This is a genomic window from Paenibacillus sp. CB74 (assembly GCF_055687625.1).
This window is the reverse complement of sequence record NZ_CM146009.1, coordinates 3,025,465-3,038,583: the sequence shown is the minus strand read 5'-3', so window position 1 is coordinate 3,038,583 and position 13,119 is coordinate 3,025,465. Positions and strand designations below refer to the sequence as shown.

The following is a 13,119-nucleotide window of genomic DNA, read 5'->3' as shown; positions in this document are numbered from 1 at the left end:
GGGTATTGTTTGTGTTGTATGAGCTATGCAATTAATCGCGGCTGTTGAAGATTCCGATGTAACGAATCAACTCAAGCAGTGAGATCAACGCTGCAGCGACGTAAGTCAAGGCTGCGGCGTTCAGGACTTTTGCAACACCTTTTTCTTCTTCATTACGGATGTACCCTTCAGATACCATAATTTCTCTAGCGCGGTTACTCGCATTGAACTCAACCGGTAACGTGATGAGTTGGAATGCTACAGTTACAGAGAAGAAGATGATACCGATCCCTACAAGGTTCATGGCATTGAAGAGGAATCCTGCAATCAGCAGGAATGGAGCTAATCCGGATGCGAAATTCACAATGGGGAAGATCCGGTGACGCAGTGCCAGCATTGGATAACTTTCTTTATGCTGAATGGCATGACCAACTTCATGGCAGGCTACCGAAACAGCTGAGATTGAGTTTTCATAATATACTGGTTCTGATAACCGTACAACCCGATTGATCGGATCGTAGTGATCTGAGAGCGTGCCGCGTACAGGTTCAATGGGAACATCATGCAGGCCGTTAGCATCCAGCATCTGGCGAGCAGCATCGTAACCCGTCATTCCGTTTTGGTTCGGGACCTCCGACCAACGTCTAAATGTACCTTTAACGCGAAATTGCGCCCATAAAGAGAGCAAAAAGGCGATAATGATCAATACGAACATACCGTTATTAAAACTCATATTCATTCCTCCGCTTTCTGAAATAAGCTACATCATGGTGTTCTCAAGCAAGATTTTAAGTGCCTCCATTGTACCGGCGCTTTTGGTGAGAAGTCCTGCCATCATTTTGCGTGCTTGTACAGGTTTCATCTCTCCAAGTAGCGGTTTGAGTTCATTAACCTCTCGCTCAAGTTGTTGTACGTGAAGTTCCAATGTTGTCAATTTGCTGGCAACTTGTTCTTCTGTACTAACCAGACGCCACTTCTCAAGAGATTGCTTAATCTCGTCGAGACTATACTTCTCTTGTTTCATCTGTACAATACGTTCAAGCCTCGTTAAAGTTTCATTACTATAGAGACGATAATTTTTTTGTGTACGTTCTTCGGGAGCGATCAACCCAAGCTTTGTGTAATAATCAATCGTCCGTTCACTCACACCAGCGGTCTTGGCGAGTTCGCCAATCCGAAAAAGTTTCATATCCCCAATGATATTCACCTCGCTTGCAAGTTCAAATGTAGGGAATTGTAGTTTCCAGTTGCGAATTTCTATACTACGCCCAATTTTTCTTACTAATAAGTATGATACATGATCTTTAACCGTACAGTCAAACGTTATGCTTTGGCGATCAGGATACCGCATTTCTATATCTATGTACTCATAGAATGTGATTATGTACTTAAGTGCAAGAAAAAGACGTATGACTTTATTCCCAGAAATAATTTTCAGTTTTGATGAAAATACTCTTGTCAACTTTCCTCTCTTCTGCTTATAATGACATTAAGAGTTTCACGTTATGTGAAGAAACTTAACATAAGAGGGAGTGGGGTATATGAGAAAGAAATGGTTGGTTTCCATGTTAGTAATGCTTACTTTGTTCGCTTTTCCGGTCAGCGCATTTGCGGCTGCGGAGGGTCCAACTAACATTGAACTTCAAAGCGGTTTGAACTCAGCCTTTACGTTTCTGGCTGTGGTACTCGTATTCTTGATGCAAGGGGGATTTGCTTTACTCGAAGCGGGTTCAACACGGATGAAGAATGCAGGACACATTGCAGGTAAGACCATCCTGACATTGGGAATTTCAGTTATTGCCTTCTGGGGGCTGGGTTTTGGTCTAGGCTTCGGTAATGGTAATGGATTTTTTGGAACTACCGGATTCTTCCTAAGTGGAGACAGTATGGCTGCTTCCTTCGAATCACTGGCTTTCTCCGATGTTCCACTGACTATCAAATTTGTATTCCACCTCGCCTTTGCGGCGGTATCTCTGGCCATTGCCTGCGGTGGTATGGCTGAACGTGCAAAGATGAGCGTATATATCGTGTTTGGTACATTGTATACCATTATTATGTATCCGGTTGTTGCTCACTGGGTATGGGGCGGCGGCTGGTTGGCTGAGCTGGGTATGCAAGACTTTGCAGGATCGACGGTAGTTCACTTGACTGGTGCGACTGCAGCATTGGTAGCTACCATCTTGTTGAAACCACGTATCGGTAAATATAACAAAGACGGCAAACCTAACATCATTCCAGGTCACAACCAAGTGTATTCCGTACTCGGGGTTATTATCCTCTGGATCGGTTGGTTTGGATTCAACCCAGGTAGTACGTTATCTGCCATGGGGGATGGATTCTTCGGATATGTTGCATTGACTACTAACGTAGCTGCAGCAGCAGGTGGTGTTGCTGCGCTGTTAATCTCGTGGGCAGTACTTGGTAAGTCAGATATTCCTAGCATGTTAAACGGTGTGCTTGCGGCACTCGTTGCGATTACAGGGGCATGTGCATTCGTTGAGCCTTGGGCAGCGCTGGTTATCGGTGCTTTGGCGGGTATCATCACATTCTTCACAGCACAGTACTTCGATCGTAAAGGAATTGACGATCCAATCTACGCTTTCTCCGTACATGGTATTGCGGGTATGTGGGGTGCGATTTCCACAGGTTTGTTCGCTACTCCTGAACTTGCCGAGAATGCTGGTGTAGGTCAAGCGGGTCTGTTCTATGGCGGTGGCTTCCACCAATTGGGCGTACAACTTCTAGGTCTGGCGGGTGCTTTTGCCTTCGTACTGGTGATGTCCTTCATTATTCTGGGCGGAATGAAAGCGATCATGGGCATCCGTGTTACTGAAGAAGAAGAAACAATGGGTCTGGATATCAGTGAGCACGGTACTTACGGATACCCTGAACAAATGAAAAGCGTAGATTCAAAATCCAATGGTGGTACGTTCAGCTCCTGAGTTGGATAATGCTGAAACATGCATCAAGGAGGCTGGACATGATGGAACCCATCTCGTTTACAAACTATTCCTGGTCTTATCAGGGAATCGATGGTGCGGTGTCTGTTCCAGAACTGCGCCAGGCACGTGTGATATTACAGAATGAGCTCCAGGATTTGTTGTCCGCTTCCTTGTCGCCAATCGAGTGGTACCAAACGGTAAATGAACTGCATGACCGGATTGCACGGAAAGCAGTAGAGTTATGCATTCAGGGGATGGTTGAGGAAGGCTTAGGCCAACCTCCCGTCCCCTATGCCTTTATCGTATTTGGCAGTTCTGGCAGGGAAGAAGCAACGTTATGGAGTGATCAGGACAATGGCATGATTATTAGCGATATCCCACATGAGGGTAAAGGGGCATACTTTGCCGAACTTGGACAGCGAATCACGGATATGTTGGAAGGGCTTGGTTACGCCAAGTGCGAAGGCAAAGTCATGTGCTCAGAGTCACTGTGGAGAAAAACGCTGGCATCATGGAAGCAACAATTGGCAGAGTGGAGTTCAGATCTGAATTGGGAGCCTGTTCGTAATCTGATCATCGCTTCAGACATGCGTTTTGTTACGGGGCAGCAAAGTCTGGCAGAGGAATGGATCACAAGTTTTTATGAACAGTTCAGACTTGTTCCCGAACTTTCGGATGCCGTTCTTCGCAATACGGTTAAACATAAAGCTACATTAAATGTACTTGGACGTGTGGTCACAGAACGATTTGGTGAACATGCAGGTGGATTTGATGTCAAGTATGGTTTGTACATCCCACTTGTGAACAGTGCCCGTTATTTGGCTTTGCAGCATGGGATCAAGGAGTCATCTACGTTAAAAAGAATGGAGAGACTGACTTCACTTGAAGCTGTTCCGTTTACACTACTGGACGCATGTCAGCGGGCCTTCATAGCCGCTTTGAAGTTTCGCCGAAGTACGCCGGTTATCATCCAAGGGGATTTGCAACATAGCAGCGGGTTCCTGGATGAGAAACAGATGAAACAAAAACAGATTCATTATGAGCTCAGGGATACGCTCGGGTTGGTACGACGAGTGCATCGTGCTTTGCAAAGACAGTTGCGTTTTGCAGAAAGGAGACGTCCATGAGAGAGCCGGCAAGGGGCAATACAGGATTCTGGAATTCGCTGCGTCAGGGAGGGGTTCCTTCCGCCATCGCTTCCATTATGGGAGCCCCTACGGCGCAACACATGGCGTTTATCCGCTCGATGATGAGAGAACAGCGCAGACCTGAGGTTCTGCATACGCCTCTAAACGAGTTGGACGCAGTTGTATTTGATCTGGAAACGACGGGTTTTTCACCCCAGCATGGGGATGAGATTATCTCATTTGGTGCGGTCCGTATACATGGTGGTGTGGTGCTGGAAGGAGAACAGTTCTATACGGTGGTCCAGTCCAAAACTGCGGTCCCAGAACATATTACTGAACTTACAGGTATTACACAGGAGATGACACTGAACGCGCCAACTTTGTTGGAGGGATTACATGATTTCATGTCTTTTGTAGGCGGAAATGTTCTGATCGCACACGCAAGTGCGCATGATCGCGCCTTTCTGAATGCTGCGCTGTGGCGGACTTCAAAAGTAAGACTGACGCATCGTTTAATTGATACGATGATGTTGGCTCGCTGGCTTGAACCAAGCAGGCCGGGGTATGGTCTGGATGAATTACTGGAATCCAGAGGCATTCCGATCTATGGTCGTCACCATGCATTGGAAGATTCGAAAATGACTGCACAGTTATGGTCCTGTTATCTGGAGGACATGATGCGTAAAAATGTGGAGACCCTGGGTGATTTGTATACCCAGCTAAGTCACGCATAACGGAACGGGAAGCAGATGGTAAGAAGGCGCAACGTGGTGTGCTTGATCCGGCAATTCCTTCGAAGATTCAATCTGATATCCGTTCAGATGCATACGCGATCGCAACCCGCTTGTTAGGTCAGGTGAGCCGATGAGGTACATCTGAAGCAAACCGGCGAAGGCGGGAAGAGCTTGCATGTCCTCTAGGGAAGGTACAGGACTAGTCTGCGGATGAGAATGGAAGATGCCGATGAGTTTGGGTTCGGAGAAAACGCACCGAATCCATTCGGCATCGTCCAGAGCAAAATGGTGCAGCGGGTCAGGTGCTACGTTACGAATGGGCTGAAACCGACTGATTCGTATACCGCCCGCTGCGGTTTCACCCAGCATAACCCCGCAGGCTTCTTGCGGCAGCGAAAGGAACATGTGCTTACACATCTCTTGTTCTACGGAAGAAGGGATGTAGAAGGTGTTCTGCTGTCCGTGAAGTGCTGCCATTTGTATTCACCCCTCTCTCTTTGGCTCCTGCTTAGGCAGGAGTCCTTTTTCATTTTATTTTCTGTGATGTGGATTGTAAAATTTTAAAGGAAAAGGGTACAATATTAAAGAGGACATTGGTGAATCATGTTCTGGTGATCTGTAATAGATTGTCGTAAACATCTAACATGCGCGAAATAAGGTTTCAGTTTCAATAGGTTAATTATATAAAAGGGTGGCGGGTTATGAAACGAAACATATACATACTCCTCGGTGTTGTCTTGCTAGTTGGTATTACACTGGCCCAGAATGCGGGCGATGGTATTGCCGCCGTATTTAAGCAGGAGGAACCCATGCCTACTGAGACGGGTCCGCGTGCGGGTCTTCTGGCACCTCCTTTTTCTCTGACAGCAATGGATGGGAAAACGTACAGTGTGGGCGGCGCCAAAGACAAGGCGACTTTCGTCAGTTTCTGGGCATCGTGGTGTGATCCGTGTAAACAGGAAGCTCCCGAGCTGAACAAAATGGCTGAGAAATATAAGGATAAGCTTGATCTCTATGGCGTTAATGTAACATCCTACGATAAACTGAAAGATGCCAAAGCTTTTGTGGATGAATACCAACTGAAGTTCCCCATTCCCTTGGACGAGAAGGGAACCGTGTATGCTCAATACAATGGGGTCGCCTTTCCAACGAATGTTCTGATCGACTCCAGAGGCGTTATACAGGAGATTATTCTGGGCATATTGCCCGAAAAAGAGTTGGAACGTAAGATTAAAGAATTAATTGCAAATTAATTACTGCAAAGAAAGAAGCCTTTGCATCCATGAATCATGGGTACAGAGGCTTCTTTTTATTTTCCGGGAAATACACTTCAATGATTACTCAGCCCGTGAGCAGGAATAGGGAGTGTGCCCGGCTCATCCTGCAATTTTTCTTGAAGAAGCGCATAGCGGAAACTATGCACGAGAGCTTCCCAACTGGCTTCAATTACGTTCTCGGATACACCAACCGTGTTCCACGTGTTTTCCGTATTTTTGGATTCGATCAAAACACGAACTTTGGCAGCAGTGGCATCCTTCTCATCCAGTACACGTACTTTGTAGTCCGAGAGATGCATGTTGGCAAGTGAAGGGAAGTATTGCACCAGTGCTTTCCGAAGTGCATTATCGAGTGCGTTAACCGGACCATTACCTTCAGCAGCGGTATAGACACTTGTTCCAGCTACATTAAGTTTGACAAAAGCTTCAGAGACTACGGATTTGCCCGCCGTTTTCTCCACAAGCATTTTGAATGATTCGAAAGTGAACAATTCTTTCATGTCACCGTTCGCCTCACGAATTAACAATTCGAGCGAGGCGTCAGCGCCTTCGAACTGATAACCCTGATGCTCCAGGTCTTTGATTTTCTCAATAATCTGACGTGAATTGGCACTGCTTGGATCGAATTCAAGCCCCAGTTCCTGCGCTTTGGATACAATATTACTCTGTCCGGCAAGTTCCGATACCAACACACGTTGCTTGTTACCGACAAGTTCAGGCACGATGTGTTCATACGTACGCGAATCCCGCAGGATGGCAGAGACGTGGATCCCACCTTTGTGAGCAAAAGCAGCATTGCCGACATAAGGCTGATTAATCGGCATGTTTACATTGGCAATCTCGCTAACATAACGAGCCACGTTGGTAAGTTGTCGCATGGACTCCTCAGTAACACATTCATAGCCAAGCTTCAGTTGCAGGTTCGGGATAATGGATGCGAGATTGGCGTTACCGCAACGCTCTCCATAACCGTTCATTGTTCCTTGAACCTGACGGGCTCCGGCTTGTACAGCGCTTAGTGTATTGGCCACAGCAAGTTCACAGTCATTATGTGTGTGGATGCCAAGATGTGCATGAGGCAGGCTTCTATGCAGTGTTGATACGATCTCGTACACCTCGTTTGGCATGGTCCCGCCGTTGGTATCACACATGACGAGCCAGTCCGCTCCAGCCTCGTGAGCCTTGGTCAAGACAGCTTGAGCATACTCCGGGTTATGTTTGAATCCGTCAAAGAAGTGTTCTGCATCAAAGATGACTTCCATACCGTTCTGTTTCAGATAGGCGATGGAATCATAGATCATGGACAAGTTCTCTTCCAGGGTGGTTTGCAAAGCAGTATGCACGTGGAAGTCCCATGATTTACCGACTAAGGTTGCAGCTTGGGCACCGGATTCGATCATGCGCTTCAGGTTAGCGTCTTCACTAGCGATGCTGCCTTTACGGCGTGTGCTTCCAAAAGCGACGACTTTTGCATTCAGGTTTAATTCCTTGACTCTTTTGAAAAACTCAATGTCCTTGGTATTGCTGCCGGGAATTCCGCCTTCAATATAATGGACACCCAGGTCATCAAGCTTCTTGGCAATTTTGAGTTTGTCGTCTGCCGATAAGCTGACACCCTCCCCTTGTGTGCCGTCACGTAAAGTCGTATCGAAGATGGAAATGGCCTTTGACATGAAGATCCTCCTTTGAGATAAAGCGCTCTTTTAAAAGTTTGGATTGTAAGTTGGGAAAAGCAGTTAAGTACGGTAATGGACAAATCCTTCAATTCGGCAACGCTACACTGTGTTAAACTGGATGCGTTGATTTGTCCTAAAGTTGTCAATTTGTATAATTAATTATTATAGCACCATTATAGCCAAATGCTACATCGAAATCACAGTTTCATGTAATAATTAATGGATTTTAGAGCTAAAAGAAGGATGTTAATCATAATTCGTATGTATGTTATAATTTATTATTGAGTTTTAATAGGAATATGTGGAAAAAAAGGAGGGTTGATTTTGACTTTTGTATGGGAAAATACGATTATTGCCCTGATCACGTTGATTCTTTTTGTGAGTGTAGGCTGGTTGGTTATTCGATCTCTGATCAGATCTCGGAGAAAATAAAAGCCCGCGACTGAATTTACATAACGGGTTTGATATACTATAGAAGAAAGAAATTCGTTTCATTAATTAGTGTGCATGAAAGGGCGGGGGTCATGATGTCTTCAGACGGCAATCCTCCAGCGAATGTGGATCAATATTACCCTACAGCCGGACGGGTGATACTGCATGTGGATATGAATGCTTTCTACTGCTCTGTACATGAAGCGGAAGAACCGGATCTATATAGAGGAAAAGCAACGGCCGTTGCGGGAAGTAGTGAACTGCGCAAGGGTGTAATTGTAACCTGCTCATATACCGCTCGTAACCGAGGGATCTCAACAGGTATGGTTGTACACCAAGCCATGAAAAAGTGCCCTGACCTCATTGTGATTCGTCCCGATTTTCATCTATACCGTCAATATTCAAGAGCGTTCATGCAGATTGCATATAGTTATACGCCTCAACTTGAGGCAACATCCATTGATGAGTGTTATCTTGATATTACAGGCTCAAGACAATTCGGGAATCCAATGGAGATTGCGGAGAGCATTCAGCGTAGAATCAAGGATGAATTGGGACTGCCTTGTTCCATTGGTATTGCACCCAACAAATTATTGGCGAAAATGGCTTCGGATCTGAAAAAACCGAACGGTATCTCCATTTTGCGCATGAGGGACGTACCCCGGATTCTTTGGCACAGGCCATGTAACGAAATGTTTGGCATTGGCAAAAAAACGGCTGAAAAGTTGAAAAAAATAGGCATTGAAACCATTGGTCAATTGGCCAAGTCGGATGAGAACATGTTGACCGAACTATTTGGAGTCAATGGAGCCTGGCTCAAAAACTCTGCAAATGGCATTAACCATTCCGCGGTTCACGCAGAACGGGAAGCCAATAAGTCCATTGGGCATACGACAACTCTGCCGGCGGATGTATCGGATATGAATGAGATTCATCGGGTATTCCTCAATATAAGTGACCAGGTCGCCAGAAGATTGCGCAAGCACGAAATGTTCAGCCAGGGTATTCAGATTACGATCCGGACACCCGATATGAAGACGATCACCCGATCACGTCTAATGGAAGTTCCTACGGAGGATGCAGCGGTCATTTACCGTGAGGCATGTCAATTATTTGAGAAGCACTGGGGAAATGGCAAGCCTGTACGTATGCTGGGTGTGACACTTCAAAACCTGATTCCAAGAGAGGAATCCGCTGTGCAGATGGACTTGTTCGAATATGAGCAGAAGCCCAAAAAGGACAATCTGATTCGGATTATGGATCAGTTACGTGATAAATTTGGTGAGAATGCTGTTGTGACTGCAGGCATGCTTGGAGACGATCCTTCCGTACTGCTTCGTAATCATAAAGTGCGGGGGACTTCACTGCAAAAAGATAACTTGCAAAGTCTTGATTAAATAGGGGATAATAGAGACTTATGGTTGCAAAATGATTTGTAATTATTCTTACTTTGGTTTAATATGTTTCTAGATAAAAACACTGTACGTTTCGAATTATAGGAGGAGAGAATGTAAATGAGTAAATATACTTGGGTTGAAAAAGACACATGCATCGCTTGTGGCGCTTGCGGAGCAACGGCTCCAGACATCTACGATTACGATGATGAAGGTTTGGCAGAAGTTATCTTTGACGGCGACGCTAACAAAGGGATCAAAGCGATTCCAGACGACTTGTTTGACGATATGCAGGATGCATGCGACGGCTGCCCTACAGATTCAATCAAAGTAGCGGACGAGCCTTTCAATAAAGAGGGCTAATTTCTTACATGCTCACAGAGCACTTTCTGTTGTCTTACGACAAGGGAAGGTGCTTTTTTTGTTTTCGTCTATCTGTATTTATCTGATCCATGGATCAAGGACGAACATTGTCGAAATGCCTTTTTCCCACCGGGTACTCAAGTCCTATGGATTGAACGACTGTTTATGCCGATATATAAGGATATACGGAAAAAGGCGAAATAGTGGAGGATCGGATGCAAAATACTCATCTAAGAACATATGTCAAGAAACATCCAGACAATAAAATGGCCTGGTATTTGCTTGGAAAGGAGTACTTGGGCGAAGGACAGGAGGCCAAAGCCAACTATTGCTTTCAGCAAGCGGGCGAGGTCTACGAGGCATTTGAGCGCAGTAAAGCTCCTGCCGACATCTGGGTAGACTATCAGGAGAAACTGGTGGAGATGTCCGAGCAAAAGGAGAAAAAACAACGTAGACGCAAAATGTGGCTTACGTTATTCATGTTGCTTGTACTGGCAGGTCTGCCACCTGCGGACGCTCCAGGTTTCAGTCGTGAAGCGGCAGACGCACTATCGGCGGCACTGGAATCCACAGATGACATCGCAGAGCCTGTAGAGGCGGATAAACAGGCTGTAAGTACAGCCACGCCACCAAGTAATGTGTTCACCGCTGCGGCGTTTGGCGGGGGCAATCATGGTGAGGCTGCGCTCGCAGCTGCATGGTCCGGATCTGGACCAAAAGTAGAGACTTCGGCTGTATTGGGAATGCAAACCTCGGAGGATTGGTCTTTGTGGAAGCGAAATATGCCTGTGAAATACATTGTGCAGACGAATACAAGCGGGAAACTAACTGCACAGAGTTATGATGCCAAGCAGTGTAACTGTGAACCTCCAGAAGTCACGCCGAAGATCAAAAAGATGGCTATGGCGTGGACCGCGAAGCAGGAAGCCGCTGCATCATTATCAAGTGCAATTGTTGCTTATCGCAAAAAAAATGACGCTTGGCCCAAGAGTGTAACGCAAATGGCTCAGCCATTTCCAAATAATATCCTCGGAGAGACCGCGCCAGGCATGACCGAGATGTTTCCGAAGCTGCTTGCCTTGCATCAAGGAAAGGCACAGCAAGGAAAGAGTGAAGCCGGTGGAGCAGATAACAGTTCGACGACTTCGAATTCGTCTCAAGGACAGAATGCCGCTTTTGCGGATACGCTGGGAGGAAAACCTTTTTTGCAGGAACCGCTTGAGATTGTCATTGATAAGGATATACATAAACTTGCATTAATCAGTGGGGATACGATTGTTCGGATGTATGATGTGGGACTTGGGGGTGATCGAACACCGGAAGGTTCATATGTCATTACGGATAAAGTGGTGAATCCGAATGGACGTTCGAATGGTGAGTTTGGTAGCAGGGGGATGCAGCTCTCCAACACGAATTATGCTATCCATGGGACCAACGAGCCAGACAGTATCGGACTGGATGAGTCCCTTGGATGTGTGAGAATGCGTACAGGAGATGTAGAAGAGTTGTTTGCTCTTGCTCCGCAAGGTACTCCGGTACGCATTGGAGAAGATCTACTGCCAGATCTGACACTTGTTCCAGAAGCAAAGCAGCGTTATCAGCATACGCTTGTTCCAAAGCAAGATAACCCGAACAAAACGTATCATTGGCTGAATTGATCTGTTGGATATGTAGAATCAGACGGGTTTAGCCTGAATCATCTACATATTGGCAATAATGATAAGAGCACCAATAATGATGATCAAGCCGCCTACACATGCTGCAGTCCATGCAATGGCTTTGCGATTCACTTCTTCTTTCTTTTGCTGTAATGCAGGTGGTTTACGTTTGGGAGCCATGAGTTATTCCTCCTTATTGGAATAGAACTGGTGTAGAGTAACCATGCTCTCATTGTAAAGAATTCAACTCGTCATTACCAGTGGACGGGTGGATTTCTTGTGAGCATTTTGCATGATTCGATTTGTGGTGTCTATGCGTAAACTACTTTCCTTTTTAATAAGAAACAGATAGACTTGTGTGTAGAGTGTTTTTTTACATATGAAAAGGCGGAAAACGGCTTATTGGCGTACCGGACCAGAACGGAGTGAGTGATTTGTTATACAGAAGTCTTGCTAAACCTTTGTTGTTCAAAATGGACCCTGAACAGGCCCATCATCTGATTATTGGCGGCCTTAGTGGCGTGGGTAGCATCCGTCCGGTTCCTTCCGGACTGCGAGTGATGTACGGCGTTCGTGAAACGTCTGATCTGGCTGTTGACATGTTTGGGTGTCATTTCCCTACACCTGTTGGTCTGGCGGCGGGTCTGGACAAAAACGGACAGGCCGTAACGGGCTTTTCTTCCATCGGATTTGGATTCATGGAAGTGGGAACCGTGACACCACTTGCACAACCAGGTAACGACCAACCACGGCTGTTCCGTTTGCCGCCAGATGAGGCTTTGGTGAACCGAATGGGCTTCAACAATCTTGGTGCGGAAGCCATGGCAGGTGAGTTGGCACGTCTACAGGATCGGCGTATTCCAGTGGCTGTTAACATCGGCAAAAATAAGGCAACGTCTAATGAGGAAGCTCACCTGGACTATTCCAAGTGCATACAGGCACTATACGATTATGCTGATCTGTTCGTGGTGAATATCAGTTCACCAAATACACCGGATTTGCGTAATCTGCAACATGGGAATGAATTGAAGGAACTGCTCGCTGCGGTTATGAACGAGATGAATGCGCAGCATTCGCGAGCAGGCGGAGCGACCAAATCCGTTCTGGTGAAGATTGCACCGGATGTGAATGATCAGGAACTTGAATACATGGTTCGCACGATTGCAGACAGTGGTGTTGCTGGCATCATTGCAACGAACACAACCATCAGTCGTACAGGACTTTCTCACCAACATGCGAAGGAAACGGGTGGTCTGAGCGGTAAACCTCTGCGTGAACGTTCAACGGAGATTATTCGCCAGATCTATCGTCAGACCGAAGGCAAACTTCCTATCATCGGTTCAGGTGGCATTTTCACAAGTGAGGATGCATACGAGAAGATTAAAGCCGGAGCAAGCCTGGTCGAAATATATACCGCATTGATCTATGAAGGACCTGAGGTGAATCGGCGCATTCATGCCGGACTGCGTGAGTTACTGCGCAAGGATGGTTATCGTCATATCTCTGAAGCGGTTGGTGCAGAGCATCGTTAAGAAGG

At 46.2% G+C, this 13,119-nt stretch carries 13 protein-coding genes; 8 read left to right on the top strand and 5 right to left on the bottom strand.

The features are described from left to right. Positions 1–31: 31 nt before the first annotated feature. Positions 32–712, bottom strand: a complete 681-nt coding sequence (locus tag ACX9NY_RS13365; protein ID WP_338593613.1) for a zinc metallopeptidase — start codon at positions 710–712, stop codon at positions 32–34. A gap of 27 nt (positions 713–739) precedes the next feature. Then, positions 740–1,168, bottom strand: a complete 429-nt coding sequence (locus tag ACX9NY_RS13360) for a MerR family transcriptional regulator (RefSeq protein WP_017689377.1) — start codon at positions 1,166–1,168, stop codon at positions 740–742. Between the two features lie 352 nt (positions 1,169–1,520). Between ACX9NY_RS13360 and ACX9NY_RS13355 the strand changes: the two genes are divergently transcribed. From ACX9NY_RS13355 to ACX9NY_RS13345, 3 genes are read left to right on the top strand one after another with little or no spacing between them, the layout of a single operon-like run. Continuing rightward, positions 1,521–2,921: an ammonium transporter gene (locus ACX9NY_RS13355; protein WP_339260276.1), complete on the top strand. Its 1,401-nt coding sequence runs from the start codon at positions 1,521–1,523 to the stop codon at positions 2,919–2,921. Between the two features lie 41 nt (positions 2,922–2,962). Further along, a complete protein-coding gene (locus tag ACX9NY_RS13350; protein WP_472479293.1) occupies positions 2,963–4,048 on the top strand; it encodes a DUF294 nucleotidyltransferase-like domain-containing protein in 1,086 nt (361 codons plus the stop codon). Next, positions 4,045–4,782: an exonuclease domain-containing protein gene (locus tag ACX9NY_RS13345; RefSeq protein ID WP_339241186.1), complete on the top strand. Its 738-nt coding sequence runs from the start codon at positions 4,045–4,047 to the stop codon at positions 4,780–4,782. The genes ACX9NY_RS13350 and ACX9NY_RS13345 overlap by 4 nt, the downstream gene beginning before the upstream one ends. On the opposite strand, the gene ACX9NY_RS13340 is transcribed toward ACX9NY_RS13345, so the two are convergent. Continuing rightward, the gene (locus ACX9NY_RS13340) at positions 4,768–5,259 is read right to left on the bottom strand and encodes a M67 family metallopeptidase (protein ID WP_339241188.1); all 492 of its coding nucleotides are present in this window, start codon (positions 5,257–5,259) and stop codon (positions 4,768–4,770) included. The genes ACX9NY_RS13345 and ACX9NY_RS13340 overlap by 15 nt on opposite strands. Positions 5,260–5,483: 224 nt before the next feature. Here ACX9NY_RS13340 and ACX9NY_RS13335 point away from each other — a divergent pair, with 224 nt between their 5' ends. Next, a complete protein-coding gene (locus ACX9NY_RS13335; protein WP_339241191.1) occupies positions 5,484–6,035 on the top strand; it encodes a TlpA family protein disulfide reductase in 552 nt (183 codons plus the stop codon). 77 nt (positions 6,036–6,112) lie between these two features. Here the strand turns inward: ACX9NY_RS13335 and cimA are convergent, their stop codons facing one another. Next, positions 6,113–7,732 carry a citramalate synthase gene (cimA, locus tag ACX9NY_RS13330; protein WP_339303103.1) on the bottom strand — a complete coding sequence of 540 codons (1,620 nt, stop codon included), beginning with the start codon at positions 7,730–7,732 and terminating at the stop codon, positions 6,113–6,115. A 530-nt stretch (positions 7,733–8,262) separates the two neighbouring features. Between cimA and ACX9NY_RS13325 the strand changes: the two genes are divergently transcribed. The 3 genes from ACX9NY_RS13325 (at position 8,263) to ACX9NY_RS13315 (ending at position 11,582) form a co-directional block, all read left to right on the top strand. Then, complete coding sequence (locus ACX9NY_RS13325; RefSeq protein ID WP_472479291.1) at positions 8,263–9,564, top strand: DNA polymerase IV; 1,302 nt, start codon at positions 8,263–8,265, stop codon at positions 9,562–9,564. A 117-nt stretch (positions 9,565–9,681) separates the two neighbouring features. Further along, entirely contained in the window at positions 9,682–9,924 is a 243-nt protein-coding gene (locus ACX9NY_RS13320; RefSeq protein WP_090924741.1) for a ferredoxin, read from the top strand. Between the two features lie 215 nt (positions 9,925–10,139). Next, entirely contained in the window at positions 10,140–11,582 is a 1,443-nt protein-coding gene (locus tag ACX9NY_RS13315; protein ID WP_472478844.1) for a L,D-transpeptidase, read from the top strand. A gap of 42 nt (positions 11,583–11,624) precedes the next feature. Here ACX9NY_RS13315 and ACX9NY_RS13310 read toward each other — a convergent pair whose 3' ends face one another. After that, complete coding sequence (locus ACX9NY_RS13310) at positions 11,625–11,762, bottom strand: hypothetical protein (RefSeq protein ID WP_339241200.1); 138 nt, start codon at positions 11,760–11,762, stop codon at positions 11,625–11,627. A gap of 254 nt (positions 11,763–12,016) precedes the next feature. On the opposite strand from ACX9NY_RS13310, the gene ACX9NY_RS13305 reads away from it, so the two are divergent. Next, the gene (locus tag ACX9NY_RS13305) at positions 12,017–13,114 is read left to right on the top strand and encodes a quinone-dependent dihydroorotate dehydrogenase (protein WP_472478842.1); all 1,098 of its coding nucleotides are present in this window, start codon (positions 12,017–12,019) and stop codon (positions 13,112–13,114) included. Positions 13,115–13,119: the final 5 nt, after the last annotated feature.

What these genes read in the sequence shown, in the direction of transcription:
- ACX9NY_RS13310 (WP_339241200.1), bottom strand. Translation starts at nt 11,762, where the DNA reads ATGGCTCCCAAACGTAAACCACCTGCATTACAGCAAAAGAAAGAAGAA.
- ACX9NY_RS13355 (WP_339260276.1), top strand. Translation starts at nt 1,521, where the DNA reads ATGAGAAAGAAATGGTTGGTTTCCATGTTAGTAATGCTTACTTTGTTC.
- ACX9NY_RS13320 (WP_090924741.1), top strand. Translation starts at nt 9,682, where the DNA reads ATGAGTAAATATACTTGGGTTGAAAAAGACACATGCATCGCTTGTGGC.
- ACX9NY_RS13335 (WP_339241191.1), top strand. Translation starts at nt 5,484, where the DNA reads ATGAAACGAAACATATACATACTCCTCGGTGTTGTCTTGCTAGTTGGT.
- ACX9NY_RS13360 (WP_017689377.1), bottom strand. Translation starts at nt 1,168, where the DNA reads ATGAAACTTTTTCGGATTGGCGAACTCGCCAAGACCGCTGGTGTGAGT.
- ACX9NY_RS13365 (WP_338593613.1), bottom strand. Translation starts at nt 712, where the DNA reads ATGAGTTTTAATAACGGTATGTTCGTATTGATCATTATCGCCTTTTTG.
- ACX9NY_RS13315 (WP_472478844.1), top strand. Translation starts at nt 10,140, where the DNA reads ATGCAAAATACTCATCTAAGAACATATGTCAAGAAACATCCAGACAAT.
- ACX9NY_RS13345 (WP_339241186.1), top strand. Translation starts at nt 4,045, where the DNA reads ATGAGAGAGCCGGCAAGGGGCAATACAGGATTCTGGAATTCGCTGCGT.
- ACX9NY_RS13340 (WP_339241188.1), bottom strand. Translation starts at nt 5,259, where the DNA reads ATGGCAGCACTTCACGGACAGCAGAACACCTTCTACATCCCTTCTTCC.
- ACX9NY_RS13350 (WP_472479293.1), top strand. Translation starts at nt 2,963, where the DNA reads ATGGAACCCATCTCGTTTACAAACTATTCCTGGTCTTATCAGGGAATC.
- cimA (WP_339303103.1), bottom strand. Translation starts at nt 7,732, where the DNA reads ATGTCAAAGGCCATTTCCATCTTCGATACGACTTTACGTGACGGCACA.
- ACX9NY_RS13325 (WP_472479291.1), top strand. Translation starts at nt 8,263, where the DNA reads ATGTCTTCAGACGGCAATCCTCCAGCGAATGTGGATCAATATTACCCT.